We start from the raw sequence: 24,025 nt of genomic DNA, 5'->3' as shown, positions 1-24,025 counted from the left end.
CCCATTACAGTCCTGTGCGGCCGATAGCGTCAACATTGACTAGACTGATCAACCTCGATTGCCGCCCACCGCATCCGGCCTGATGACCACTTACCTCAATGCCGCCGAAGCCGCCGAGCGCCTGCGCGTCTCGCGTCCAACGCTGTACGCCTATGTAAGCCGCGGGCTGCTCGCGGCGTACCCGTCGCCCGACGGACGCGGCAGCCGCTATCGCGAGGCCGATGTGGCGCGGCTTGCCGATCAGCGTTCCGGCGGACGGCGCCCGCGCCAGGTGGTGCGCCATGCGCTGGACTGGGGCCTGCCCGTGATGGAGTCGGCCATCACGCTCATCGATCACGGGCAGTTGTTCTACCGCGGCATGCCGGCTCTGGAACTGGCCAAACACGCCACGCTGGAAACCGTGGCGGCGCGGCTGTGGCAGTGCGAAGAGGCGGCCGCCTTCAACACGTCTGCCCCGTTGTTGCCGAAAAGTTGGTACGCGGCGCTCACGTCGCTGGCAGACGCGGACATCCGCCAACGCTGCATGGCGTTGTGCGCGCTCGCCCTCCCGGCGCTGGATGAAGCCGCGTGGCGGCAGGACGCTGCACGCACGGCGCGCGATGCCGGGGCGCTGCTGCGCGTCGTGTTTGCCGCCATGCTCGGCCGCAAGCCCGATGCCGCGCCCGTGCACCTGCAATGCCAGGCGGCGTGGAATGTTGACGCGCACGCCGCCCAGGCCATCCGCGTCGCCTTGGTGCTGTGTGCCGATCACGAACTCAATGCCTCGAGCTTTGCGGCGCGCGTGGTGGCATCGACCGGCGCCAGCCTGGGCGCCGTGGTCAGCGCCGGGCTGGCCGCGCTCACCGGTGGCCGGCATGGCGGCACCACGGCGCGTGTGGAGGCGTTACTGGACGAGCTGGAAGGGGAGCGCTCCGTGACAACGGCATTGCGCCGACGGCTGGATCGCGGCGATACGCTGCCGGGCTTTGGCCACCCGCTGTATCGCAAGGCCGACCCGCGCGCGGATGCGATCCTGGCGCAGTTGCCGAAGACGGGCGCGGTGCGCAAGCGGCTGCAAACCGTGATGGATGCCGTGGCCGGATTGACGGGCGATGGGCCATCGGTGGATTTCGCGCTGGTGGCCACCCGGCGTGTGCTGGCGCTGCCGGAAGGTGCCGGCTTTGGCCTGTTTGCAGCGGGGCGTACGGCAGGGTGGATTGCACACGCGCTTGAGCAGCGCGCGGCAGGGCAGTTGATCCGCCCGAGAGCCGCCTATGTGGGGCCGATGCCAGCCGCGCCGGACACACCGGCGGGCCGCATCATTCGCGTGAGGTAACGACGCAGGCCGAGGGTCAGGCCTGCGGAATCTCGATCTTCACCTCCAGCACTTCCAGGTTGTCCTGGCGCTCGAGGTTCACCTTGATGTCGTCGTTGCCGATCTTCACGTATTTGGAGATCACCGCCACCAGCTCGCGTTGCAATGCGGGCAGGTAGTCGGCCGGAGCACCGCCGCCGGTGCGTTCATGGGCGAGGATGATCTGCAGGCGTTCCTTGGCAACGCTTGCAGTCTTCTTCTTCTCGCCCAGCAGGAAAGACAGAATCGACATTGAGGCGTCTCCTTACTTGCCGCCGCCGAACAGGCGCTGCAGAAAACCGGGCTTGTTGTATTCGACGTAACGGAGTTCCTTCTCCTTGCCCAGGAAACGGTCGATCACGTCGTGGTAGGCGTTGGCCACGTCGGAGCCCTCCAGGTGGATGGCGGGCAGGCCCTGGTTGGATGCCTGCAGCACGGCTTCCGATTCCGGAATCACGCCGATCAGCTTGATGCGCAGGATTTCCTGAATGTCGCTCAGCGACAGCATCTCGCCTTCGGACACGCGCTTCGGGTTGTAGCGGGTGAGCAGCAGGTGTTCCTTGATCGGCTCCTTGCCTTCCACCGCGCGGCGCGACTTGGACGACAGGATGCCCAGGATGCGATCGGAGTCACGCACCGAAGACACTTCCGGGTTCGTCACCACGATGGCCTCGTCGGCAAAGTACATCGCCATCAGCGCGCCCGATTCGATACCGGCCGGCGAATCGCAGACGATGTATTCGAAGCCCATTTCCTTCAGGCCTTCGATCACCTTCTCGACGCCTTCACGCGTGAGCGCATCTTTGTCGCGCGTCTGCGAAGCGGGGAGGATGAAGAGGTTTTCGCACTTCTTGTCCTTGATGAGGGCCTGGTTCAGGTTGGCCTCACCGTGGATCACGTTGATCAGGTCATACACGACGCGGCGCTCGCAGCCCATGATGAGGTCGAGGTTGCGCAGGCCGACGTCGAAGTCGATGACGGCGGTCTTGTGGCCGCGCAGCGCAAGGCCGGCAGAGAACGCCGCACTGGTGGTCGTCTTGCCGACGCCGCCCTTGCCGGAGGTGACTACGATGATCTTGGTCATGGCTCGTATATCGAAAAGTTAAATCGCTCGGCGCACGGGGTGCGTCACTTCATCCGCAACGGTTCGAAAACCAGCGTGTTGTCCGCGAGCCGGACCTGCGCAGGCTTGCTGGCGTAGGCGTCGGGCCACGGGGTTTCGCCGGTGCGGTAGATGCCGGCGATGGAAATCAGTTGAGGCTCCAGGCACGTGCAGAAGATGCGCGCGTCCAGGTTGCCCTTCACGCCTGCCAGCGCGCGGCCGCGCAGCGAGGCATACACGTAGATGTTGCCCTCGGCGATCACCTCGGCGCCGTCGCTCACCAGGTCGAGCACGACGAGGTCGCCGCGCGCATAGATGCGCTGGCCGGAACGCAGGGGGCGATCGACGATCATCGTGCCGGGCTGCATGGCTACGGCGTCGACGGCGGGAACGGCGGGGGTAGGGGCAGGTGCTTCTGCGGCTTGGGCGTGTTCGGGCGCATCCTGTGCGTCCTTGCCGTCCTTCTCACCGCGCGGGCGGCGGCCGTGGCTGTCTAGCAGTGGCAGACCAAAGGCCTGGGCCCACTCGGCCTGCTCGGGGCTGGCCACCACACCGATCGCATGGGCACGCAGCGCGGTCAGGGTCTCCACCAAACGGTCGATGGGCAGGCGCTCGTCTTCAGCCAGGCGGCGCACATCGATGGCGATCACGTCGTTGGAGAAAAACTCCGGCGTGTCGGCAAAGCGTCGCGTGAGTTCGGCGGCCAAGGCGTCCATGTCGGCGGTGCGCGGCGACAGCAGCAGGGCATCGACGGTGCCGCTGCGGATCTCGAACAGCGGCGCTTTCTTCTGGGACATAGAACGGCTACGCGGAAAAATGGGCTCATTCTAACGTTGTTGACGAAACGCCTTGGATTTTTTGGCCCCGCCGCTCCGCCATCCGGCTGAGACCCCGCAACCGGCGCTGTTCTCCACGCGGCCGAGGCCACGCGTAAATGTCATGCGACGGTCACAGCATCGTCATGCACGCTTTTGATACTTCTCCGCTTCTGTGCCCCCCGGCCCAGACTGTTGTCCTCTCGCGTTGCGCAAACGGTTCCCCCGATTCTGCGTGCGCGTCTGCGTGTCATTCGCTTCATCAGCAAATCGCATTCAGCAGTTCGTAGTTCGCAGACCAAAAAATAAACTTCAGGGAGAAGTTCATGCGAGTCCGACCGTTGTGTTCGGCGGCGTTGCCGCTTGCTGTTGTGTTGTCGATGTCGTTGGCTGCCTGCGGCGGCAGCGGCGATAGCCCATCCTCCGGCAGCGCCACGCCTGCCGCCAGCGCCGCCCCCGCAGGCACCAAGGCCACGCTGGCCGTGCTGGAAACGACCGATCTGCACACGAACGTGCTGTCGTACGACTACTTCAAGCTGGCGGCCGACAACTCGCTCGGCTTCGAGCGCGTAGCGACGCTCATCAACCAGGCACGTACGCAATTCCCGAACACGCTGCTGCTGGATAACGGCGACACCATCCAGGGCACCGCGCTGTCGGACTACCAGGCCATGGTGAGCCCCATCACCTGCGACCAGACGCTGGCGATCTACAAGGTGATGAACGCCGCCAAGTACGACGGCGGCGGCATCGGCAACCACGAGTTCAACTACGGCCTGCCGTATCTGTCGCAAGTCACGGGCAATACGTTCAACGTCGATGGCCTGCCCGATCCGGCCACGCAGAAGAAATGCGCGGGCCCGAACTTCCCGCAGGTGCTGGCCAACGTGATCAGCGCCAAGACCAATGCGCCGCTGTTCCAGCCGTACACGATCATCACCAAGACAGTGACGGCCACGGCGCCGGATGGCAGCACGATCAGCGCGCCGGTCAAGGTCGGCATCATCAGCTTTACGCCGCCCACCATCACGAGCTGGGACAAGCGCTGGCTCGACGGCAAGGTCTATACGGTCGGTATCAAGGAAACCGCCGCCAAGTACATCCCGGAGATGCGCGCGAAGGGTGCCGACCTGGTGGTGGCGATTTCGCACGGCGGGCTGGACAACTCGACGTATTCGCCGACGATGGAAAACGGCAGCTGGTGGCTGTCGACCGTGCCGGGCATCGATGCCATGTTGATCGGCCACTCGCACCAGCTCTTCCCGGATGCGAAGAGCACGGTCAGCCAGTTCAACCTGCCGGGTGTGGACAAGGTGGCCGGCACCGTGAACGGTGTGCCGACCGTGATGGCGAACTACTGGGGCAAACACCTGGGCGTGATCAAGCTCGGACTGACGTTCAACGGCACGAACTGGGCTGTCGACAAGACGCAGACCACGGTGGAAGCGCGCTCGATCCAGAACGCCGACAAGACCTACGTGACCGCTGATCCGACGGTCTCGGCCGCCATCGCCACCGAACATCAGGCGACGATCAACTACGTGAAGACGCCGGTGGGCAGCACCGACTTCAACATGAGCACGTACTTTGCCGACGTGGGCGACCCGGGTGCCATCGAGATCGTGAATCAGGCGCAGGCCGATTACGTGTCGGCGTACATCCAGGCGAACCTGCCGCAGTACGCATCGCTGCCGGTGCTGTCGGTGAGCGCACCGTTCAAGAGCGGTTTTGGTGGTGGGACAGATTTCACCGACGTGGCGGCCGGCCCGCTGGCGATCAACAACGCGGCTGACCTGTACCTGTATCCGAACACGGTCTACGCGGTGAAGGTGGCGGGCTCCGACATCAAGAACTGGTTGGAGACGGCAGCCAAGCGCTTCAACACCATCGACCCGACGCAAGCGACGGTGCAGAAGCTGGTGAGCACGTTCCCGGGCTACAACTTCGACATGTTCACCACGCCGGACCTGACGTATGAGATTGACGTCACGCAGCCGGTCGGCAGCCGCATCAAGAACCTGATGTACAAGGGCGTGGCGCTCGACCCGGCGGCGCAGTTCATTGTGGCAACCAACAACTACCGTGCAAGCGGCGGCGGCAACTTCCCGGGCCTGGACGGCAGCAAGACGATCTATGCATCGCCGGACGCCAACCGTGACGTGCTCATCAGCTACATCAAGAAGATCGGCAGCGTGAAGCGTGCCACCAACGGATCGCAGCGCAGCTGGCGCTTCACGAAGCTGGCCAGCTCGGTGGCGCAGGTGCAGTTCACGTCGGCGCCCAACAAGCTGGCCAGTGCCACGGCCGCCGGCATCACCAACGTCACGCAGGTGGCCGCGGATGACGGCTCGGGCAAGGGCCTCGCGGTGTATCAGATCGACCTGACGCAGTAAGAGGACCACGCCATGCCTTCTCTTCGTTCCGCATGGGCGGGTGCACCGGCGATGGAGTCTGCGCGCCAGTCGGTGCCGATGCTGACCGTGGCTGCCGCGCTCGCGATTGTCGTGATGGCCGGTGGGTGGCTGTCGCACGCACGCCAGTCACCCGCCGTGAGTGCCACGCAGCTGGAATCGTGGCGTGCCATGGTCGTGCAAGCGATGGAGCCCGAGGCGCTGCAGCGGTTGCGTCAGCTCGCGCGCAGCGGTTCAGTGCCGGCGCAATCCGCGTTGGGCGAGGCATTGCTCGGCGCGCACGACAGCGCCTTGCGTAACGAAGGGATGCGCTGGCTGGAAACCGCTGCACCGAGCGACGCGGGTGCGCAGCTGTCGCTGGGCAAGGCGCTGCTGCTGGGTACCGGTGGTGTGGAGCGCGACTATCCCCGTGCGCTGCGCCTGCTGCGCCAATCTGCTGATAAGGGCGATGCTGCCGCCGCGTACTACTTGGGTGTGATGTATCGCAGCGGCTACGGAACAGCCATCGACATGACGCAGGCCGCGCACTGGTTTGATCGTGCCGCGCGCCATGAGATTCCGGCCGCGATGTTCATGCTGGCCAATGCGTATCGTGACGGTGATGGCGTGCCGCGCGATGAAGCCCGCGCGCTGGCGCTGTACCAGGACGCCGCCGAACACGAATTGCCCGAAGCCGTGCAGGCCTTGGCGATGGCGTATCAGAACGGCGAACTCGGCCTCAAACGCGACGATGCGGCGTACCACCAGCAGTGGATCGAAACGGCGCATGCGCTGAAGCATCCTGCGCTCGCGCCGTAAGCATCAGCCTCACTTCTTCTCGGCTGTTCTGATCAACGCGATCCTCGCTGCCATGGCGATGGATCGCGTTGGTCTTTCTAACCAGCAGACCGCTTCACCTTGCCCTGCCGCCGTTGATATGCGCACGCCATGTCTGCAACAGCTGAGTTTGCAGAATGGGACAAATCCTATCCACAGACATTGGATCACGTGTTTTTATGTTGCCCGACGATAACGAACCGGAGCAACACATGCGCGTATGGTGCGCAAGGCTGGTAGCGGGCCTCATGCTAACCGCTGCAAAGGGCGCTTTTGCCTTCACTTGCACCACAGTCTCGACCAGTACCACCATCAAGCCGACTACGATCTCGGTGCAGCGCGACCTTCCGGAGGGTGCACTCATTACGCAAGTGGTGTCGGATGTGGTGAACACCTTCAAGTGTTCCAATGAAGCGCCTGCGTTGACCTACCAGGAAGCCGGCATCAAGGCCTATGGCACCTACCTGAAAGACATCGATGGCAAGCGTGTCTACAAGACCAACATTGAGGGTATTGGCTATGCCATCGGCATTCGGATGGTGAACGGATGTGCTGCAGGCTTGGAACGCTGGGTCAACGGAACGAACAAAGAGAACCCCAACCACTACCTCTACTGTGCGATCAACGGCATGTTCACCGCGCAACCCATGCAACATAAGGCGTTGATCAATTTCTACAAGACAGCAGCTAGCACGGGAACGGGCACGGTGTCGGGCCAACTGGTTGGCGCCTTTATCTTGAAGAACAACCAGAATTACTGGCAGACGGAAGCCCAGTTCAGCATTGGCTCCGTCGCAGTGGAAAAGCTGTCGTGCACGTTGGGCAGTGCGGCAATCAATGTTCCGATGGGAGGTGTTCCTGTCAGCGCGTTCAAGGGACCGGGCACGTCGCCGCCAGATGGCCGCACGAAGAGCTTCGGTATTCCGTTGACGTGCCCGAAAGGCGCCAGCATCAACCTGCAACTTGACGGCACGGCACATGACGCCACGCAAGGCATGCTGAAGTTGGACAACGACGCCTCAAGCGCAACGGGCGTGGCCATCCAGATGCTCTATGACGATAAGCCCGTGGAGCTGGCCAAGCGCTTCAAGTGGCAGACAACCGACGCCGAAGGTACGTATTCGATCCCACTCAAGGCGCGTTACGTGCAAACGGACAGCAGCGTCACGCCGGGTGTTGCCAACGGCAGCGCGACCTTCACGCTCACGTATCAATAGCTCAGTGCAACCGGTTCACTCGAGCTGCGGTTAGCGTGCGTACACCAGGCACGCTGATTTCCCTCTGACCCCGGCTTTGAAACTGCGCTGGCCTGCGCCGCGCGTTGACGCCAAAACGAGAAGATTCCTACATACACGCGATAGCTCATGTGCTTCCATTCACCGTTCTCAATCATGACGGGAGCAGGATGTGTGTATCGGATACCGAAGCTTCTTGATAGCGTTGATGTGCCTCGCTGGCGGCAGTGCCCTTGCGTACACCTGCGAAACCGTTACGAGCAGCACCACGATCCAGCCCAAGGATCTTGCGATACAGAGAGACCTTCCGGCGGGAAGCGTCATTGCAGAGGTGGCATCGGACATCGTAAGCACCTTCAAGTGCTCCAACACCGAGCCGAAGCTACCTTGGCAAGAGGTCGGCATCAAAGCATATGGAACATACGTTGCCGACTTCGACGGCAAACGCGTCTATAAGACGAATGTTGATGGAATTGGCTATGCCGTTGGCATATCGACCCCTGGGGGCACATGGGATGCATGCGCCAACGTAACGCGCTGGGTCACCGGTTCGAACACCGACAACCCGAACCACTACGTCTACTGCGCGGTGAACGGGATGTTCAGCGCGCTGCCAAGGCAAGGCAAAGCGTTGGTTCGCTTCTACAAGACGGCCGCAACCATCGGCGCCGGGTCGGTGTCAGGAAAGCAGGTCGGCTCTTTCATCCTCCGCAACAACAAGACCTCTTGGCACACGCCGGAGTCCGCCATCAATATCGGCGCATTCAAGGTCGATGTCATGTCGTGCACGGTGAGCAGCAAGTTGATTCCGGTGAAACTTGGCGACGTGCCCATTAGTGCGTTCAAGGGGCCGGGCACTTCGCCCCCGGGCCGAACACAAGCGTTCAACATTCCTCTGAACTGTGGCAAGGGTACGAGCATCAATCTGCGGTTGGACGGTACTGCACATGACGCCGCGCAGGGCATGCTGAAACTGGACGCGGCCGCCACCAGCGCCACGGGCGTCGCAATCCAACTTCTCTACGATGACAAGCCGTTGGAACTCGCCAAGCTATTCAAATGGCAAGTGGCAGATACCGATGGGGACTACGCGATTCCCCTCAAGGCGCGCTACGTGCAAACCGACAACAGCATCGTGCCCGGTGTTGCCAACGGCAGCGCCACCTTTACGCTCACGTATCAGTAACCCGGCCCGGTGGTTCAATAAAGCCCGCGGGTCTGGGCGTGCAGTCGCACCAGTCCCAGAAGTGCATCGATCTGCGGCGTCGGCACACCTACGTGCTGGCCGATTTCCCGCACCGATGCCACCAGCGCATCGATCTCCAGCGGCCCGCGACCGGCTTCCGCATCCTGCAGCATCGACGTCTTGAACGCGCCAAGTTGCCGCGTGACGGCACTGCGTTCTTCACCGCTCTGTTCGATCGGGCAGCCGATGCGCGCACCGATTGCCTTCGCTTCTTCCATGATGGCCAGACAGAACGCACTCACCTGCGGGTCGTCGAGCATGCGGTCACATGTTGCTCCGGTCAACACCGACACCGGGTTCATGGTCATGTTGCCCCACAGCTTGAACCAGATGTCGCGCTGGATGGCGTCGCTGCGTTCGATCTGCAGACCGGCGCGTTCAAAGAGTGAGCCAACTGCATCGAGGCGCGGTGAAGTGCCGCCCGCAGGTTCGCCGAGAATCAATCGCTTGCCGAACCCGTGGCGCACGTGCGCGGGTGCAGCCGTCGAGCACGTCAGATGCACCACGCAACCGAGCACGTTCCTGGTTGGTATCGCCTGCGCGATACGGCCGTGCGGATCGACCGATTGCAGGCGCAGACCTTCCAGCGGGCCATGTCGATCAAAGAACCACCATGGGACGCCGTTCATCGCCACCACCACACAGGTCTCGGGGCCGATGAGCGGGACGATGGTTTGCGCCACGCTTTCCATAGCGGGCGCCTTGACAGCAACGACCACGACATCCTGCTCACCGAGCGCACGCGCATCGTCACTCGCGTGCGCCGGCACAGAGCGTCTATTGCCTTCTTCGGTCAGCCGCAGACCTTCTGCTTGCAGCGCTTGAAGCGTCGCGCCGCGGGCCAGCACGTTGATAGGTTGATCGGACAGCGCGAGCTTCGCGCCAAGATAACCGCCGACCGCGCCGGCGCCGACAATGCAAATACGCGTCATGTGATCAGGTTCGGTAGGAAGGATCGATGCGGTCGATGGTGCGGGTGAGCGCCGCGAACACATCTTCGCCCGCGCCAAAGTTCGGGTTGAACTGCAGTGAATCGCGCGTGCAGTTGCGCGCTACCGCCTCGGGTATCTCCAGCACCGGTCCCATCGAAGTGGAAGCGAGCTGGATCTCGCACGCGCGGTTAAGCAGCCACAGCACTGCAAACGCCCGCGCAATCGAATCGCCCCAGGCCAGCAGTCCGTGGTTGCGCAGGATCACGGCGGGCTTGTCACCGATGTTCTTCACCAGGCGTGGCCCCTCGTCTGCATGCACGGTGATGCCTTCGAAGTCGTGATACGCCACCTTGCCGTGCAGTTGCGCCGCGTAAAAGTTGCTCATCGACAGACCATCGCGCGCGCAGGCCACGGCCATGCCGGCAGTCGTGTGGGTGTGCATCACACAATGCGCACCGGCAATGCCCGTGTGAATGGCGGCATGCACGGTAAAGCCTGCCGGGTTGACCGGCCAGTCCGGCTGGCCCGCGGCGCGCCGCACATTGCCCCGCAGGTCGATCTTCACGAGGTTCGACGCGCAAACCTCGGCATAGGTCAGGCCAAACGGATTGATGAGGAAATGCGGGCCGCCATCGTCGGCGCTGCCATCTTCGGCTGGGAGGCGCAGCGTGATGTGGTTGTAGATCAGTTCGGTCCAGCCGAGCTGCGCAAAGATGCGGTAGCACGCCGCCAGCTTTACGCGTGCGGCCCATTCGCGTGGGCCACACCAGGCTGGGCGATGCGCCTGGATGTCCGATCCGGCGTCGGGTGAAAGCGAAAGCACCTTCATGACCTGTCTCCTGATCGCAGGGGCCATGCGCCGGTCGGGTTGCCGGCGCTCAAGTGATTCACATGTTAATGAATTTGCGTCCGGCGTCAAACAACGTTACATCCGTTGGCTCGCTGTCTGCTAGGGCAACTGGTTACGCAGGATCACCAACCACTGCATGACCGAGTTCGTGTACGGATCGAGCTGGTTGGCGTCATTCAACTCGGTAATGCTCATCGACGCGGATTGCTGCACGTTGCCGCCGATCGATTTCACTTCATGGCGCACGGGGTCCACCTCAACGACGAGGTCGCAGTGCATCGGCGTTCTGCCGGCCTGGATCTCGGCCGGGTCCGTCATGAAGCGATCTGCGCCGCGTGCGGTGCAGATGAGGTCGCCGGGGCGCGGCACGGCCGGCGTGCGTTCGAGTACGAAGGCGGGGTGCTTGAGCAGATGGTCGCGCGCGTCGGTCACGTATTCCGCATGCGTGGCGCCGGTCAGGAACTGATCGTTCTGCAAGCCGGCCTTGCGCATGATCCACGAGATGAACACCGCAGACCACGCCCAGCCGCCGGTGGTCAACTGCTGGCAGGTCGGTGTCTTGCCGACGATGCCCCAGTAGCGCTTGGCCAGCATACAACCACGTGCGGTGGCTTCACCGCCTGTGCCATCCGGATAGCGCAGGCAAGGCGTAGGGGGCGGTACCGCTGGCGTGGCAACGGTATTGGGCAGCGGCATGTCGGTGCCGCTTTCTTCATCCGACGGGGCAGGCGTGGGGTCGTCGGCTGTCAGCCAACGGCCTTGCGGCTGGTCGGGAAAACCACCGCCGGCCACGCAATACGTATCGTCACGCCCGACGCGCACCACCTGGCGCCCCCACCGATCCCATTCGGTCAGGGCAATCTCGATCATCTTTTCGCGCGGCGTGGCACCGGGGCGCGTCTGCACGACTTCGTTGTCGGGCAGCGGTTCGGCTTGCGGGCGCGCAGGCGGCGTCGCGCAACCGGCAAACCAAAGGACCGGTGCGATCAGGACGATCGGCAGGGCAATACGCAGAGCGAGCGAATTGCGCAGGAAAGGGCGGGACATGGAAGAGGGAGAAGGGATGGCCTGACGGGGAGACAGGCCTTCCGACGTGGTACGCCAATGCTGCGGTCGATTCACGCATGCAGCGGCATGCCACGTCGTTGGCGCTCACCAGACCAGCTGGCTGCGCCGAGGGCTGTCATTGCATCAGGCGTTGACAGCGTCCTTGAACTTCTGGCCGGCCTTGAACTTGACCGTCTTGGCCGCCTCGACCTTGATTTCTTCGCCGGTGCGCGGGTTGCGAGCCATACGCTCGGCACGCTCACCTTGGCTGAAGGTACCAAAGCCGATGAGGCTGACCGCATCGCCCTTGCCAACGGATTCCATGATGGCTTGCAGCGTCACGTTCAGTGCCTGCTCGGCCTTGGCCTTGGTCAGACCGTCTACGCCGCTGGCGATGGCGTCGATCAGTTCGGTTTTCGTCATTGCTTGACTCCCTTCAAGAGTAGATAAAACACACAACAGAGCGTCCGGGGGATGGCTCCAAGGGCGACATGATACCGGCATGCGAACAGCGCCGGCACGTGAGCTTTGTAACCGCGCCCGGCATCCGGGTTCCGCAAACCCGCATGGGGCCTACGTTGCGAGGCGATCCCATCACATCATTGTTGACACTTGATGATCCGGTTTGCGATTGGCTTGTTGGCTCGTCGATAGGTTCGACGCAAGTCGATTGGTTGGTTTACCTTTTTTCTTATGTATACAGATAGTAGTAGTAGATAACGGTGGATAGTTTCTGTGGATAAGTGGGAAAAGGGCTTTAGGTTCAAGCACTTGCGGCAAGCAAAACATGGGGTACCGCGTGTGCCCTCAGGTGGATAGCTTGCTGCTTTTTCCGATCGCCCGACTGGCAACCCGGTCACTTGTGCCCACACCGTCGACAGGGCAGCCACAGACAGCCAACAGCCTTTGCCGGTAGTTATCCACAGCTGCAGGCTAAGTTATCCACATTGGCCGGGTGGCATGGGGTTGCTGCACGTGTCGAGAAGCCATGCTTTTGGTGTAGGCTCACGGCTTCGTTGATCGACGTTTTTGTTTCGCTTTACTGCGCCATTTCCCATGACACGCACGTCCCCTGATGCCACGCCGGCTCTGGCTGAGTCCTCGCCCGCGACGGAAGCGCCGGCCAAACTGCGCCGCCGCGATCGCATCGAGGTGCGCGAATCCGGCGTGCACGGACGCGGCGTGTATGCCGTGGTCGCCATCGCACGCGGCAAGAAGATCATCGAATACAAGGGCGAGCACATCACGTGGAAGGAGGCGCTGCGCCGCCATCCGCACGACCCGTCCGACCCGAATCACACCTTCTACTTCAGCCTGGAAGACGGCAGCGTGATCGACGCCAAGTTTGGCGGCAACCGCGCGCGCTGGATCAACCACGCCTGCAAGCCAAACTGCGAGGCGCGCGAAGCGGATGGCCGCGTGTTCATTCACGCGCTGCGCGACATCGAACCTGGCGAAGAACTGTTCTACGACTACGGCCTCGTCATCGAAGGCCGTCAGACCAAGGCATTGAAGGAACAGTTTGCGTGCCGCTGCGGCGCGAAGAAGTGCCGCGGCACGATGCTGGCGCCGCCCGCGAAGAAAAAGAAGAAGTAAGCCGATCGTCCGTCGTTCAGACGGATTCGCTTGCCAGCGGCAGGCGCAACACGAAGCGCATCACGCGGCTGCCATCACGCGCGGTCGCATCATCAATGGCGACGGTGCCGCCGTGCAGACGCACGATGTCGTGCACGATGGCCAGGCCCAGGCCGCTGCCTTGCGGCTGCCCCGGGCGGTGGTCCGCATCCCCACGGAAGAACCGCTGAAACACTTCACCGCGCCGCTCCGGCGGAATGCCGGGGCCGTTGTCTTCGACACTCACCACACCCCACCACTGGGACGCCCCGTCGGCCTCCATGCCGGCGCGCAAGGTCACGCGTCCGCCGGCCGGCACGTATTTGATGGCGTTGTCGAGCAGGTTGTTGATGGCCTCGCGCAGCAGCACCACGTTGGCCAGCACCGGCGCCTGCAACGAACCCGGCGATGCTGCCTCCTGCGGCCAGGCCTCGAAGCCGAGATCCAGCCCACGTGCCAGCGCGCGCGGTACCCACTCGGCGCCGGTATCGAACGCCAGCGCGACGAGATCGACCTGCATCGGTGGGCCCAATTGATCGAGCGTCATGCCTGGCTCGGCACGCGCCAGCGTCAACAACTGGTTGGACAGACGCACGGCACGGTTGGCACCCGATTGCAGCTCCAGCAGTGCAGGGCGGGCCTCGTCCAATGTCTTGGCATCGACAGCGCGATCGGCATGCAGCTTCAACGCGGTGAGCGGCGTGCGCAGTTGATGTGCAGCGTCTGCGATGAAGGTGCGCTGCGCTTCAAGCGCGTCGCGCAGCCGGGCAAGCAGCGCGTTCATCGCGTTGATGAGCGGTTGCAGTTCGGCGGGCACGTGTTCCGTTGATTCCGCGGGCAGCGGCGTCACCGATCGTGCGCTCTGCTTGTTGAGTGTGTCGGCCAGCGTCTGCAACGGCTGCAGTTCTTCCTTGAGCACGAGCGAGAGGATCAGCCCACCGATGGCCAGCAGCACGATCAACGGAATGGATACCGACAGCAGCACTTCCTTGGCGGCGGTATCGCGATGGTCCAGCAGCTCCGCCACTTCCACGACGATGCCGTCTTCGGCCTTCATGGTGTCGGGCGGATTGGAAGGATTGAGCGCCGGTGCTGTCTGCGCCTGCGTTGGCGCAAGCGCCGGGCGCGTGACGTCGTCTTCAGGTTCGGGCGGCACAGGCTGGCGCGGCGAGCGCGGCTTGGGCACCTCCGCGCTTACGCCCGGAACGAGCAGATGGACGGCGCGCACCTGTTTGCCGTCGATCCAGCTGTAGAACACGCGCGCATCGCCAATGCGGACCTGGCCCGAGCCGTAGCCCAGTGGCGTATCGCGGCCGACCAGCGTGCCCGTGGGGCCGGAAATACGCCAGTAGATGCGGTCGTCGCCGCTGTTCTGAACGAGCGTCTGGGCGGTGAGGGCGATGTCGTAGAGCTTGGCCGCCGGCACCTTCGGGCCAGCAATGCGCAACTGTTCGGCCAGCGTGTTGGCCACGCCCACCAAGGCGCGATCGAATACCTGGGCGGTGTAGTGCGCCGCCAGCCAATACGCCAGCGCACCGGTACCCACCACCAAACCAAACAACGGTGTCGCCAGCGCACGCAACAGATGCAGGCGCAGGCTGATTGCACCGTTGCCACCCTTGGCCGGAGCTGATGAAGCCGACGACGAGGCAGGGCGGTGGCGCTTGAACATGAACGAGAGCTACGCCGCGGCGCGTGCCTGCAACAGATAACCGAAGCCGCGCACCGTGACGATCTCCGCCTCGGAATGCTCGATCTTGCGGCGCACCCGGTGCACATAGACTTCGATGGCCGTGTCACCCACCACATCGTGGCTGGCTTCACCGATGGCGTGGCCGAAGCTCGCGAGGTGATCCTGCAACTGCACCTTGCTGACCACCCGGCCCTGGCGCAGCATCAGCAGCTCCAGTACGGCGAATTCGCGCGGCGACAGTTCCAGCGGCGCCGCATCGACAAAGATGCGCCGCTCCACGCCGCTCATGCGCAGCCGTCCGACAAGAATGTCAGGGCGCGCTGCGGGTTCGGCCGAATCATTGCGACGGCGCAGCAGTGCGCCCACGCGGGCCACGAGTTCGAGCATCTCGAACGGCTTGAGCAGGTAATCATCGGCGCCGGCGTTCAGCCCATTCACTTTGTCGAGCAGGCCGTCGCGGGCGGTCAGGATCAGCACGGGCGTCACGCGATCGCGCGCACGAAACTGCGACAGCAGCGTCATACCGTCGATACCGGGCAGCCCAAGATCGAGGATTACCAGATCGTGTGTCTGCCGCGTGAGTTGTTCCGTGGCGAAGACACCGTCGTGCACGACATGCACGCGATGCCCGGCTTGCGTGAGCCCGGCATGGATGCCGCTGGCGATGGCACGGTCGTCTTCAATCAGCAGGATGCGCATTGACTCGATCCAGATGCGGGGCGGAAAGGGCAAAAAGGGACAATCGGCGAGATTGGTCAGCGCTACAATGCGCGGATGACCGATGCCCTGCTCACCATCACCGATCTGGAGGCCGCCATCAATTTCTGGCGTGCCCGTTCGCCCGCCGAAGGCGAGGAACTGCGGCTGTGTGCCGAGGCGTCGGCGCTGGCCAAGCCGTATGCGCTGATGATTGTACAAGGCGCCACCCGCATCGCCCCTGAGGAGTTGGGCGACAAGGCGCGGGCAGCGTATGAGGCGTGGCGCGCAACCATACAGGGCTGAGCGCCAGCATTGCGGTGATTACTTGGCGCCAGTGGCGCCTGCGCCTTTCGCGGCCTGCTCGATAAAGCGCGCGAGATCGGCGTCACGGTGCGTGAGCCCGTTCGCATCATGCGTGGACAACGTAATGTCCACGCGATTCCACACGTTGAACCACTCCGGGTGGTGATTCATCTGCTCGGCCTTGATTGCCACGCGCGTCATGAAGCCGAACGCGGCGTTGAAGTCGGCAAAGGTAAACGTTTTCTGGATGGCGTCACGGTCGCTCTGTAGCGTCCAGCCGGGCACTTCGGCAAAGAGGGCTTTGCGTTGGTCGTCGTTCAGGGTGGGCATCATGATGGGGGCGAAGTTCTGTCTTGAATGCGCGCAGTATAGTCAGCGCTCAAATATCTGTGCTCAGATGTCCGCCGTGTCTGCCCAACCTTCGCGGTTACCCACGTTCAGCACAACATCGCCCTCCACCACATCGCCCGCACCGATGGTCGGCAGCGCGGCGAGTTCCTCATAAAGCGGCGTGAAATCCGGACGCGTGGCGTCAAACAGCTGCTCGAAGCTGTCGATCGTGAAGTAGGTCTTCTGGAACGTGTCGATGCGGTAGCGCGTGCGCATGATGCGGCGCACGTCAAAGCCGATGCGGTTCGGGCTGGCTGAATCCAGCGCGTACACCGATTCACTCTTGCTCGACACGATGCCCGCGCCGTAGATGCGCAGGCCGGCCGGCGTGCGGATCAGGCCGAATTCCACCGTGTACCAGTACAGGCGCGCGAGCATGTCGAGCTGGCCCAGGCGCGCGGCCTTCAGGCCACCCTTGCCGTAGGCTTGCATGTAGTCGGCAAAGACTGGGTTAATCAGCAGCGGCACGTGGCCGAAGATGTCGTGGAAGCAATCCGGCTCTTGCAGGTAATCGAGCTGATCGGGGCGACGCATCCACCAGCTTGCGGGGAAACGTCGATTGGCGAGGTGGTCGAAGAACACTTCGTCGGGCACCAGGCCCGGCACGGCGACGATCTGCCAGCCGGTGGCGCGCATCAGCGTTTCGTTAAGCTCGTCGAATGACGGCACGGCATCGCGGCTCATGCCCAGCGTCGACAGGCCTTGCAGGAATTCATCGCATACACGGCCCGGCAACAGCGCTTCCTGGCGGTCGTATAGCGTGCGCCACGTTGCGTGATCAGCGGCGGTATAGCGGTGCACCGGCTGCTGCATGGTGAAATCAGCGCGCAGCGTCTGGCCGTCGAGGCCTTCTGCGAATTGCTCACGCAGCTTGTCGGTCAGGGTGCCGTTGAAGCCGTCCGGGGCGGCGTTTTGGGCTGCGTCGGGGGCGTTGGTTGCGATGGCCATTTGTAATGTCGATCTTGTGCAATCAGAGTCCGGCCAGTGTATGGGCGCGCTCACGCGGATTGGCCGCAAAACCGCTACCCATTGCGCAGGGTTTGCGGAATTCATGCAGAATTCAGCTTATCAACGCAGGAGATGTGCATGATTTCGCTCGATACCTTTGATCTGGCTCTGCTGGCGGCCCTTCAGCGCGATGGGCGTGCGACGCATCAGCAGCTCTCGGAGCAGGTTCACCTGTCGGCCAGCCAGGTCGGGCGGCGTCTGGCGCGGCTTGAATCGGAAGGCGTGATCGAGGGCTACCGGGTAGTGCTTTCGCCGACGGGGCTGGGCTTGGGCGTGACGGTGTTTGCCAGCGTCAAGCTCGCGCACCACGGCGACGCCATCGTCGAACGCTTTCATGAAGAGATCAGCTTGCTCGACGCGGTGCAGGAGTGCTATTCCGTGGCCGGCGACGCCGATTACATGCTGCGCGTGGTGGTGCCGGACCTGCCGGCGTTGTCGGAATTCGTCATGCGCAAGCTGATGCGCGTGCCGGGTGTGGATAACGTGCGTTCCAATATTGTTCTGACGGCCTTGAAGCGGGATGGCGCCTTGCCGCTATCCCACCTTGGTGGGTAGATTCGTGCCTTGCGCCAGGGTGCGCGGCGTGTCACGCTGCAAGCCGACATCACCTTGCTGATATGAAACGCCTGTCTTGGGCGGGAGACCACGATGGTTGAAGGACACACCACGCATCCGGTGCACGCGCCGGCGCATCTGTCAGGCGGCTACGGCATGCCGGCACGGGTTCGCGCGTGGTGGGTGGCCGCTGCAGTGGCAGGCGTCACCTACGGCGGCATGCTGACCATGGTCGCCGTCGAGGTGCCGCCCGGCACGCCGCTGGTGGGCCGCATCGTCGCGCAGCCGCTGTGGAAAATGCTGATGGCGTTGCTGCTGGCGCGCGCCGCCTCGCTGCATGAGATTCCGCGCGAGCGGCGCTGGCTGATCGGCGCGATGGTGTTCTCCGCACTCGGCGATCTATGGCTTGCGCTGCCGTGGCTGGCGTTCTCGTTCATGGCTGGGCTGGGCTGTTTCCTGCTGGCGCACTTGTGCTACCTGCGGGTGCTGGTGGGCCTGCGCGGGGCGTCGTCGGCCATCCGCATGATGGGCGTCGGGGTGATGATCGGCGTGGCCATCGGCATGTTGCTTTGGTATTGGCCCGGCCTGGGTGAGTTGAAAGGGCCGGTAATCGTCTACATGGTCGTGCTGTCGGCGATGGTCTGCGCGGCATTGCTCGCGCGCCTGCCGGGGCCGCTCACGGCGTGGGGCGCACTCGCCTTTGCGGCTTCCGACGCGATGATCGGCATCAGCGTGTTCGTTTTTCCGTTCACCGACCACGAACTGGCGATCTGGTGGAGCTACGCCGCTGCCCAGCTCCTGATCAGCGCCGGGTTGCTCACGCGCCGCATGCCGCCCGCGCGCCGCGCCGTGGCATAAGGTCCGTCCGACGTTTCTTCCCCTGCGGGAGTCACATGCTGCAGACCCTCGACGCTGCCACCACGGCGGCCCGCTTGCCGTATGCCGCGTTGGCCGATGCCATCGCGCAGGTATTGCGCGATGCGCGTGCGGGCCGTGCCCAGGCGCCCGCGCGGCTTGTGATGCCGGTGGCTGATGGCGGCAGTTTGCTGCTGATGCCCGCGTCCAATGCCGACATTGCCATCACCAAGATGATCACCGTGCACCCGCACAACGCGGCGCAAGGTTTGCCGGCCATTCACGGCGAGGTGGTGGTGATGGACGCCCGCACCGGCGAGCGTCGGCTAATGCTCGATGGCCCGACCGTGACTGCGCACCGCACAGCGGCTGTGTCGTTGCTGGCGGCGCGTTTGCTGGCGCCTGAGCCGGCCGGTGACTTGCTGTTGATCGGCGCTGGTGCGCAGGCACGCGCCCACTTGGAAGCGTTCCGTTTCGGACTGGGCACACGACGCGTCACGATCATCGCGCGCACGGCTGCCAACGCCGATGGCCTGGCCGCCCACGCACGCGCGCTCGGCATGGACGCCAAGGCGCTGGCCGGTGGCGATGCGGCCGGTGTGGCAGAAGCTGCCCGTGCCGTGCTGCCGCAGACGTCGCTGGTCATCACGGCGACGCCGTCATCGCAACCAGTGCTGCCCGATTTGGGTGATCCAAGCCACCCTGCGGGCTATGCCTGGGGCGCACATCACTTCGTCGTCGCCGTTGGGGCGTTCCGGCCCGACATGGCCGAGCTGCCGCCGCGTCTGTGCGTGCATGCCGCCGCGGTCGATCGGCTCTACGCCGATACCTTGGTCGACCTGGAAGCCGAAGCGGGCGACCTGCTGCAGGCCGGAGTGCCGTGGTCGCGTGTGCGACCGTTACAACAGTGCGTCGATACGCCGCCGGACACGCTGACGCAGCCCGCGCCGGTGTCGCCAGTGGTATTCAAAAGCGTTGGCAGTGCCCTGTGGGATCTGGCCGCGTGCGTGCTCGCGCTGTCCAAGTCCAAGCCTGTTTAAAAACTGAGCATGTGCTGAAGACGCCCACCGCAGGCCAATCTAGCGCACAGCTTGTAACAGGAAACCTCTAGAAAAAGGGTTCTAGCCGAGGCAATCACACGGGATAATGGCCATCCCTTCCGCCTGGGAGGAGACTTAGAACGCACCGCAAACGGTTCAACCGTCTGCATCGGATGCGTCTGACACAGGAGCACATACAGAGATGGCCTATAAAAAAGCACTGGCGGCCGCCGCCGGGATGATCCTCGCCACCGCCGCGCACGCACAGGCTGCCGGCAGCAATATCGTTAGCCTCGGCTGGTTCCGCGTGATGCCGAACAGCTCGAGCGATCCGCTGCTGGTAAAGAGCATCGGCGGGATGCCGGTGAATCAATCGCAGTCCGGCACGGGTGCCAAGATTCAGGAAGCCGACACCGTTGGTCTCGCCTTCACGCACTTCTTTACCGACAACATTGCCGTTGAACTTGTGGGCGGCATTCCGCCGCGCCACAAGATCGAAGGTACTGGCGCGCTGTCGGGTTACGGCGAAATTGGCTCGGCCAAGCAATGGAGCCCGGCCGTGCTGGCGAAGTGGTACTTCTTCAACGCCGACACCAAGTTCCGCCCGTACGTTGGTCTGGGCCTGAACTACACGTGGTTCTCCGACGAGAAGATCACGAACAGCGCCTTCCAGACGAAGCTGGCCGGCCCGGGCAGCAAGAGCAACGTGTCGACCGACGGTTCGTTGAACCCGGTGCTGAACGTGGGTGCTACATACGCCATCACCAAGGACTGGTTCGTTGGTCTGTCGGTGTCGTACCTGCCGCTGAAGACCACGGCAACGATCGACAGCACCACGGCGACCGGCGTCCACGTTGTGAGCGAAGCGAAGATCAAGATCAACCCGGTCGTGACCTTCCTGAACGTCGGCTACCGTTTCTAAGCGGTTTCCGCACAATCAAAAAGGCGTGCCAAAGCGGCACGCCTTTTTTGTTGCCCGCGCTAGGTTCAGGCGAAGGCTTTGACCGGGTAGCCGGCTTGCTCGATGGCGGCCTTGACCGCATCGGTGCTGGAGCCGCTGGTGACGGCCACGGTCTGCTTGTCCAGGTCTACTTTCACACTGGCACCGGCATCGACTTGCTGCACCGCACGTGTGACGGCCGACACACAGTGACCACAGCTCATGCCAGACACGGAAAAGGTCGTGGAAGACGTCGTCATGGTTTGCTCCTGAAAAGAGGAAGAGAGAATCACGTAAGCAGTATGAACCTTCCCATCGTGGGAGCCGCAAGCGTAAAATGCAACTTGACCTTGCCAAGATGGGAAGGTCTAGGCTGATGTCATCTTCTTCAGAACGGACGCTTCCATGACTGCCGCCAGCCTTGCCGACGTGACTTCCACCGATTTGGATATCAGCGGGATGACGTGCGCCGCCTGTGCGGGCCGCGTCGAACGTGCCTTGCGCGCAGTGCCAGGTGTGACCGAAGCGAGCGTAAATCTCGCGACCGAGCGCGCGCGGGTGCAGGGCGCCGCCGCCAGCGATGCATTGATCGCCGCCGTCACGGCCGCCGGCTATGGGGCGCGCGTCGCCTCCGACGAAACCGCTGCCCCAGCTGCTGCCGAACCCGACTTCTGGGAGGGTGCCGGCCCCGTGTGGATTGCCGCCGCACTCTCCGTGCCGCTCGTATTGCCGATGATTGCCGGCTGGTTAGGCGGTGACTGGATGTTGCCCGCCTGGGCGCAATGGCTGCTGGCGACGCCGGTGCAGTTTGTGATTGGCGCGCGCTTCTACAAGGCGGGCTGGAAGGCGGCGCGCGCGGGTGCCGGCAATATGGATCTGCTCGTCGCGCTTGGCACGTCGGCGGCGTATGGGCTATCGCTGTGGCTGTGGTGGCGCGCGGGAGCGGGCGGGATGCACCATGAGCCGCACTTGTACTTCGAAAGCGCAGCCGTGGTCATTACGCTGGTGAGGCTTGGCAAGTGGCTGGAAGTGCGTGCCAAGCGCCAGACCGCGCAGGCCATCCGCGCGCTGCAGGCACTGCGCCCCGATACCGCTCGCGTGCGCAGTGCCGATGGCACGCTGCGCGATACCCCCGTCGCCCAGGTGCGCGTGGGCGACGTGGTGTCCGTGCGCGCCGGTGAACGCATCCCCGTGGATGCCGTGGTGCTGGAAGGCGCAAGCCACGTCGATGAATCCATGCTGACTGGCGAAAGCCTGCCTGTGCCCAAGCACGAAGGCGATCACGTGACCGCCGGCGCGATCGCCACGGATGGCGTGCTGCTCGTGCGCACCACGGCGATCGGCGCCGACACCATGCTCTCGCGCATCATCCGCCTCGTGGAAGACGCGCAGGCCGCCAAGCCGCCGATCCAGCAACTGGTCGACCGGGTAAGCGCCATCTTCGTGCCGGCGGTGCTGGTGGCGGCGTTGCTCACGCTGGCCGGTTGGTTTATCGCTGGTGCCGGGTGGGAGACGGCCATCGTCAACGCGGTCGCGGTGCTTGTGATTGCCTGCCCGTGTGCGCTGGGTCTTGCCACGCCGTCCGCCATCATGGCGGGCACCGGGGCGGGTGCACGGCGCGGCATCTTGATTGCCGATGCGCAGGCGCTGGAGCGTGCACAGCAAGTGGATTTCGTCGTTTTCGACAAGACGGGCACGCTTACCGTCGGCCAGCCGCGCGTGACGGCGGTCGAAGCCGCATCCGGTATCGAGACCAATGCACTGCTCGATCAGCTTGCCGCGCTGCAGGCTGAGAACACGCATCCGCTTGCGCAGGCCACGCGCGACTATGCCGAGGAGCGCGGTCGCGCAGCCGCGCCCGCGCAATCGCCGGAAGTGCTGGCTGGGCGCGGCACGCGCGGCATCGTGAATGGCGCATTGCTGCAACTCGGCAATGCGCGGTGGATGGATGAACTTGGGCTGGATCGCAGTCCATTGCAAGCGCGCGCCGGTGCGCTGGAAGCACAAGGCAATACCGTCTCGTGGCTTGCGCAGGGTGATGGAGGCAGCGTGCAGCTGCAGGGCCTGATTGCATTTGGCGACGCGCTCAAGCCCGGTGCGAAGGAGGCCGTGGCCGCGCTGCAGGCGCGCGGCGTGCGCACCGCGCTCGTGACGGGCGACAACGCAGGCGCCGCACGCAGCGTGGCGCAGGCACTGGGGATCGACGAAGTGGCCGCGCAAGTGCTGCCGCAAGACAAGGCCGCACGCGTGACGGCGTGGCAGCAGAGCGGCCATGTGGTGGCGATGGTGGGCGATGGCATCAACGATGCGCCTGCGCTGGCGGCGGCCGATGTCGGCATCGCCATGGCCACGGGCACCGACGTGGCGATGCAGGCCGCCGGCATCACGCTCATGCGCGGCGAGCCGCGGCTGGTGAGCGACGCGCTGGACCTGTCGCGCCGCACCGTCGCGAAGATCCGCCAGAACCTGTTCTGGGCTTTCATCTATAACGTGGTGGGCATTCCGCTGGCGGCATTCGGCTTGCTGAACCCCACCTTTGCCGGCGCGGCCATGGCGTTTTCCAGCGTAAGCGTGGTCACCAATGCACTGATGCTGCGTCGCTGGCGCACTACCGGAGACAACGCATGACCCGCACGGACATCAACGAGACCCAAGGCCCCGTCAACATTGGCGGGGCCGCAAAGGCCAGTGGCGTGTCGGCCAAGATGATCCGTTACTACGAAAGCATTGGCCTGCTGCCGCCCAGCCCGCGCACCGAAGGCAACTACCGCATGTACGACGCGCGGGCGGTGCACGTGCTGCGCTTTATCCACAGGTCGCGCTCGCTGGGCTTCTCGCTGGAAGAGATTCGCACGCTGCTTTCGCTATGGAACGACCGCGAACGCGCCAGCGCCGATGTGAAGGACGTGACCCTGCGCCACGTGGCGGATCTCGACGCGCGCATCAGCGAACTGCAGAGCATGCGCGACACGCTCATGACGCTCGCCAATGCGTGCCACGGTGATGACCGCCCCGACTGCCCGATCCTCGAGAGCGTGGCCGGCGAGGGCGGTGAACCCGATAACTCTGACGCCTGCTGCCACTGACGGGCCGCTCTATTGACGCGGATTGCGACAGGCGGCGTCTATGCCACAATCTGGC

The 24,025-nt window shown here is 63.8% G+C and carries 25 protein-coding genes; 13 read left to right on the top strand and 12 right to left on the bottom strand.

The annotated features are described in order from the left end of the window. The first annotated feature begins 82 nt into the window (after window positions 1–82). Window positions 83–1,315, top strand: coding sequence for a citrate synthase family protein (locus tag ACTJK6_RS22080; protein WP_440840179.1), 1,233 nt, complete (start codon window positions 83–85; stop codon window positions 1,313–1,315). Window positions 1,316–1,331: 16 nt separating this feature from the next. Here ACTJK6_RS22080 and minE read toward each other — a convergent pair whose 3' ends face one another. From minE to minC, 3 genes are read right to left on the bottom strand one after another with little or no spacing between them, the layout of a single operon-like run. Then, complete coding sequence (gene minE, locus ACTJK6_RS22075; protein ID WP_147214336.1) at window positions 1,332–1,586, bottom strand: cell division topological specificity factor MinE; 255 nt, start codon at window positions 1,584–1,586, stop codon at window positions 1,332–1,334. Window positions 1,587–1,598: 12 nt separating this feature from the next. Continuing rightward, window positions 1,599–2,417, bottom strand: coding sequence for a septum site-determining protein MinD (gene minD, locus ACTJK6_RS22070; protein WP_232041433.1), 819 nt, complete (start codon window positions 2,415–2,417; stop codon window positions 1,599–1,601). A gap of 44 nt (window positions 2,418–2,461) precedes the next feature. Beyond that, a complete protein-coding gene (gene minC / locus ACTJK6_RS22065; protein ID WP_232041432.1) occupies window positions 2,462–3,232 on the bottom strand; it encodes a septum site-determining protein MinC in 771 nt (256 codons plus the stop codon). A gap of 344 nt (window positions 3,233–3,576) precedes the next feature. Between minC and ACTJK6_RS22060 the strand changes: the two genes are divergently transcribed. The 4 genes from ACTJK6_RS22060 (at window position 3,577) to ACTJK6_RS22045 (ending at window position 8,898) form a co-directional block, all read left to right on the top strand. Then, the gene (locus tag ACTJK6_RS22060; RefSeq protein WP_440840178.1) at window positions 3,577–5,643 is read left to right on the top strand and encodes a bifunctional 2',3'-cyclic-nucleotide 2'-phosphodiesterase/3'-nucleotidase; all 2,067 of its coding nucleotides are present in this window, start codon (window positions 3,577–3,579) and stop codon (window positions 5,641–5,643) included. 12 nt (window positions 5,644–5,655) lie between these two features. Beyond that, window positions 5,656–6,459, top strand: a complete 804-nt coding sequence (locus ACTJK6_RS22055) for a tetratricopeptide repeat protein (RefSeq protein ID WP_440840177.1) — start codon at window positions 5,656–5,658, stop codon at window positions 6,457–6,459. 266 nt (window positions 6,460–6,725) lie between these two features. Further along, window positions 6,726–7,694, top strand: coding sequence for a fimbrial protein (locus tag ACTJK6_RS22050; protein WP_440840176.1), 969 nt, complete (start codon window positions 6,726–6,728; stop codon window positions 7,692–7,694). Between the two features lie 226 nt (window positions 7,695–7,920). Beyond that, the gene (locus ACTJK6_RS22045) at window positions 7,921–8,898 is read left to right on the top strand and encodes a fimbrial protein (protein ID WP_440840175.1); all 978 of its coding nucleotides are present in this window, start codon (window positions 7,921–7,923) and stop codon (window positions 8,896–8,898) included. A gap of 14 nt (window positions 8,899–8,912) precedes the next feature. Here ACTJK6_RS22045 and ACTJK6_RS22040 read toward each other — a convergent pair whose 3' ends face one another. From ACTJK6_RS22040 to ACTJK6_RS22025, 4 genes are all read right to left on the bottom strand, one after another. Then, complete coding sequence (locus tag ACTJK6_RS22040) at window positions 8,913–9,890, bottom strand: 2-dehydropantoate 2-reductase (protein WP_440840174.1); 978 nt, start codon at window positions 9,888–9,890, stop codon at window positions 8,913–8,915. 4 nt (window positions 9,891–9,894) lie between these two features. Beyond that, window positions 9,895–10,719, bottom strand: coding sequence for a class II aldolase/adducin family protein (locus ACTJK6_RS22035; RefSeq protein ID WP_440840173.1), 825 nt, complete (start codon window positions 10,717–10,719; stop codon window positions 9,895–9,897). A 120-nt stretch (window positions 10,720–10,839) separates the two neighbouring features. Continuing rightward, window positions 10,840–11,787, bottom strand: a complete 948-nt coding sequence (locus tag ACTJK6_RS22030) for a DUF2272 domain-containing protein (protein WP_260803602.1) — start codon at window positions 11,785–11,787, stop codon at window positions 10,840–10,842. A gap of 144 nt (window positions 11,788–11,931) precedes the next feature. Beyond that, the gene (locus ACTJK6_RS22025) at window positions 11,932–12,210 is read right to left on the bottom strand and encodes an HU family DNA-binding protein (protein ID WP_004628548.1); all 279 of its coding nucleotides are present in this window, start codon (window positions 12,208–12,210) and stop codon (window positions 11,932–11,934) included. Between the two features lie 633 nt (window positions 12,211–12,843). Between ACTJK6_RS22025 and ACTJK6_RS22020 the strand changes: the two genes are divergently transcribed. After that, window positions 12,844–13,383, top strand: a complete 540-nt coding sequence (locus ACTJK6_RS22020; RefSeq protein ID WP_252692260.1) for an SET domain-containing protein — start codon at window positions 12,844–12,846, stop codon at window positions 13,381–13,383. A 16-nt stretch (window positions 13,384–13,399) separates the two neighbouring features. Here the strand turns inward: ACTJK6_RS22020 and ACTJK6_RS22015 are convergent, their stop codons facing one another. Together ACTJK6_RS22015 and ACTJK6_RS22010 are read right to left on the bottom strand one after the other, a co-directional pair. Next, on the bottom strand, window positions 13,400–15,073 hold the full coding sequence (locus ACTJK6_RS22015; protein ID WP_440840172.1) for a sensor histidine kinase: 1,674 nt from the start codon (window positions 15,071–15,073) through the stop codon (window positions 13,400–13,402). Between the two features lie 9 nt (window positions 15,074–15,082). Then, the gene (locus ACTJK6_RS22010; protein WP_232041422.1) at window positions 15,083–15,793 is read right to left on the bottom strand and encodes a response regulator transcription factor; all 711 of its coding nucleotides are present in this window, start codon (window positions 15,791–15,793) and stop codon (window positions 15,083–15,085) included. Window positions 15,794–15,868: 75 nt separating this feature from the next. Between ACTJK6_RS22010 and ACTJK6_RS22005 the strand changes: the two genes are divergently transcribed. Then, on the top strand, window positions 15,869–16,096 hold the full coding sequence (locus tag ACTJK6_RS22005; protein WP_232041421.1) for a DUF3717 domain-containing protein: 228 nt from the start codon (window positions 15,869–15,871) through the stop codon (window positions 16,094–16,096). An 18-nt stretch (window positions 16,097–16,114) separates the two neighbouring features. Here ACTJK6_RS22005 and ACTJK6_RS22000 read toward each other — a convergent pair whose 3' ends face one another. Together ACTJK6_RS22000 and phhA are read right to left on the bottom strand one after the other, a co-directional pair. After that, on the bottom strand, window positions 16,115–16,429 hold the full coding sequence (locus tag ACTJK6_RS22000) for a 4a-hydroxytetrahydrobiopterin dehydratase (RefSeq protein WP_414561287.1): 315 nt from the start codon (window positions 16,427–16,429) through the stop codon (window positions 16,115–16,117). A 60-nt stretch (window positions 16,430–16,489) separates the two neighbouring features. Further along, a complete protein-coding gene (gene phhA / locus ACTJK6_RS21995) occupies window positions 16,490–17,434 on the bottom strand; it encodes a phenylalanine 4-monooxygenase (RefSeq protein WP_232041419.1) in 945 nt (314 codons plus the stop codon). A 138-nt stretch (window positions 17,435–17,572) separates the two neighbouring features. Here phhA and ACTJK6_RS21990 point away from each other — a divergent pair, with 138 nt between their 5' ends. From ACTJK6_RS21990 to ACTJK6_RS21975, 4 genes are all read left to right on the top strand, one after another. Then, window positions 17,573–18,049, top strand: coding sequence for an Lrp/AsnC family transcriptional regulator (locus ACTJK6_RS21990; protein ID WP_004628561.1), 477 nt, complete (start codon window positions 17,573–17,575; stop codon window positions 18,047–18,049). Between the two features lie 93 nt (window positions 18,050–18,142). Then, window positions 18,143–18,907, top strand: coding sequence for a lysoplasmalogenase (locus ACTJK6_RS21985; protein WP_232041418.1), 765 nt, complete (start codon window positions 18,143–18,145; stop codon window positions 18,905–18,907). Window positions 18,908–18,942: 35 nt separating this feature from the next. Then, the gene (locus ACTJK6_RS21980; protein WP_440840171.1) at window positions 18,943–19,944 is read left to right on the top strand and encodes a delta(1)-pyrroline-2-carboxylate reductase family protein; all 1,002 of its coding nucleotides are present in this window, start codon (window positions 18,943–18,945) and stop codon (window positions 19,942–19,944) included. A gap of 202 nt (window positions 19,945–20,146) precedes the next feature. Then, the gene (locus ACTJK6_RS21975; RefSeq protein WP_024977203.1) at window positions 20,147–20,866 is read left to right on the top strand and encodes an OmpW/AlkL family protein; all 720 of its coding nucleotides are present in this window, start codon (window positions 20,147–20,149) and stop codon (window positions 20,864–20,866) included. A 65-nt stretch (window positions 20,867–20,931) separates the two neighbouring features. Here the strand turns inward: ACTJK6_RS21975 and ACTJK6_RS21970 are convergent, their stop codons facing one another. After that, complete coding sequence (locus ACTJK6_RS21970; RefSeq protein WP_440840170.1) at window positions 20,932–21,144, bottom strand: heavy-metal-associated domain-containing protein; 213 nt, start codon at window positions 21,142–21,144, stop codon at window positions 20,932–20,934. Window positions 21,145–21,289: 145 nt separating this feature from the next. Between ACTJK6_RS21970 and ACTJK6_RS21965 the strand changes: the two genes are divergently transcribed. Further along, window positions 21,290–23,512: a heavy metal translocating P-type ATPase gene (locus ACTJK6_RS21965; protein WP_440840169.1), complete on the top strand. Its 2,223-nt coding sequence runs from the start codon at window positions 21,290–21,292 to the stop codon at window positions 23,510–23,512. Continuing rightward, window positions 23,509–23,970 carry a Cu(I)-responsive transcriptional regulator gene (cueR, locus tag ACTJK6_RS21960; RefSeq protein WP_440475825.1) on the top strand — a complete coding sequence of 154 codons (462 nt, stop codon included), beginning with the start codon at window positions 23,509–23,511 and terminating at the stop codon, window positions 23,968–23,970. The genes ACTJK6_RS21965 and cueR overlap by 4 nt, the downstream gene beginning before the upstream one ends. Window positions 23,971–24,025: the final 55 nt, after the last annotated feature.

Origin of the sequence: Ralstonia sp. 22086, assembly GCF_052045975.1 — a bacterium.
In the GTDB taxonomy this organism is placed as follows: domain Bacteria; phylum Pseudomonadota; class Gammaproteobacteria; order Burkholderiales; family Burkholderiaceae; genus Ralstonia; species Ralstonia wenshanensis.
This window is presented reverse-complemented; position numbering and strand designations above follow the sequence as displayed.

Coding starts and splice junctions, on each gene's coding strand:
- minE (WP_147214336.1), bottom strand. CDS start 1,586: ATGTCGATTCTGTCTTTCCTGCTGGGCGAGAAGAAGAAGACTGCAAGC.
- minD (WP_232041433.1), bottom strand. CDS start 2,417: ATGACCAAGATCATCGTAGTCACCTCCGGCAAGGGCGGCGTCGGCAAG.
- phhA (WP_232041419.1), bottom strand. CDS start 17,434: ATGGCCATCGCAACCAACGCCCCCGACGCAGCCCAAAACGCCGCCCCG.
- ACTJK6_RS21990 (WP_004628561.1), top strand. CDS start 17,573: ATGATTTCGCTCGATACCTTTGATCTGGCTCTGCTGGCGGCCCTTCAG.
- ACTJK6_RS22020 (WP_252692260.1), top strand. CDS start 12,844: ATGACACGCACGTCCCCTGATGCCACGCCGGCTCTGGCTGAGTCCTCG.
- ACTJK6_RS21980 (WP_440840171.1), top strand. CDS start 18,943: ATGCTGCAGACCCTCGACGCTGCCACCACGGCGGCCCGCTTGCCGTAT.
- ACTJK6_RS21985 (WP_232041418.1), top strand. CDS start 18,143: ATGGTTGAAGGACACACCACGCATCCGGTGCACGCGCCGGCGCATCTG.
- ACTJK6_RS22015 (WP_440840172.1), bottom strand. CDS start 15,073: ATGTTCAAGCGCCACCGCCCTGCCTCGTCGTCGGCTTCATCAGCTCCG.
- ACTJK6_RS22050 (WP_440840176.1), top strand. CDS start 6,726: ATGCTAACCGCTGCAAAGGGCGCTTTTGCCTTCACTTGCACCACAGTC.
- ACTJK6_RS22040 (WP_440840174.1), bottom strand. CDS start 9,890: ATGACGCGTATTTGCATTGTCGGCGCCGGCGCGGTCGGCGGTTATCTT.
- ACTJK6_RS22055 (WP_440840177.1), top strand. CDS start 5,656: ATGCCTTCTCTTCGTTCCGCATGGGCGGGTGCACCGGCGATGGAGTCT.
- ACTJK6_RS22000 (WP_414561287.1), bottom strand. CDS start 16,429: ATGATGCCCACCCTGAACGACGACCAACGCAAAGCCCTCTTTGCCGAA.
- ACTJK6_RS22010 (WP_232041422.1), bottom strand. CDS start 15,793: ATGCGCATCCTGCTGATTGAAGACGACCGTGCCATCGCCAGCGGCATC.
- ACTJK6_RS21965 (WP_440840169.1), top strand. CDS start 21,290: ATGACTGCCGCCAGCCTTGCCGACGTGACTTCCACCGATTTGGATATC.
- ACTJK6_RS22080 (WP_440840179.1), top strand. CDS start 83: ATGACCACTTACCTCAATGCCGCCGAAGCCGCCGAGCGCCTGCGCGTC.
- ACTJK6_RS22060 (WP_440840178.1), top strand. CDS start 3,577: ATGCGAGTCCGACCGTTGTGTTCGGCGGCGTTGCCGCTTGCTGTTGTG.
- ACTJK6_RS22045 (WP_440840175.1), top strand. CDS start 7,921: ATGTGCCTCGCTGGCGGCAGTGCCCTTGCGTACACCTGCGAAACCGTT.
- ACTJK6_RS21970 (WP_440840170.1), bottom strand. CDS start 21,144: ATGACGACGTCTTCCACGACCTTTTCCGTGTCTGGCATGAGCTGTGGT.
- ACTJK6_RS22005 (WP_232041421.1), top strand. CDS start 15,869: ATGACCGATGCCCTGCTCACCATCACCGATCTGGAGGCCGCCATCAAT.
- minC (WP_232041432.1), bottom strand. CDS start 3,232: ATGTCCCAGAAGAAAGCGCCGCTGTTCGAGATCCGCAGCGGCACCGTC.
- ACTJK6_RS22030 (WP_260803602.1), bottom strand. CDS start 11,787: ATGTCCCGCCCTTTCCTGCGCAATTCGCTCGCTCTGCGTATTGCCCTG.
- cueR (WP_440475825.1), top strand. CDS start 23,509: ATGACCCGCACGGACATCAACGAGACCCAAGGCCCCGTCAACATTGGC.
- ACTJK6_RS22035 (WP_440840173.1), bottom strand. CDS start 10,719: ATGAAGGTGCTTTCGCTTTCACCCGACGCCGGATCGGACATCCAGGCG.
- ACTJK6_RS22025 (WP_004628548.1), bottom strand. CDS start 12,210: ATGACGAAAACCGAACTGATCGACGCCATCGCCAGCGGCGTAGACGGT.
- ACTJK6_RS21975 (WP_024977203.1), top strand. CDS start 20,147: ATGGCCTATAAAAAAGCACTGGCGGCCGCCGCCGGGATGATCCTCGCC.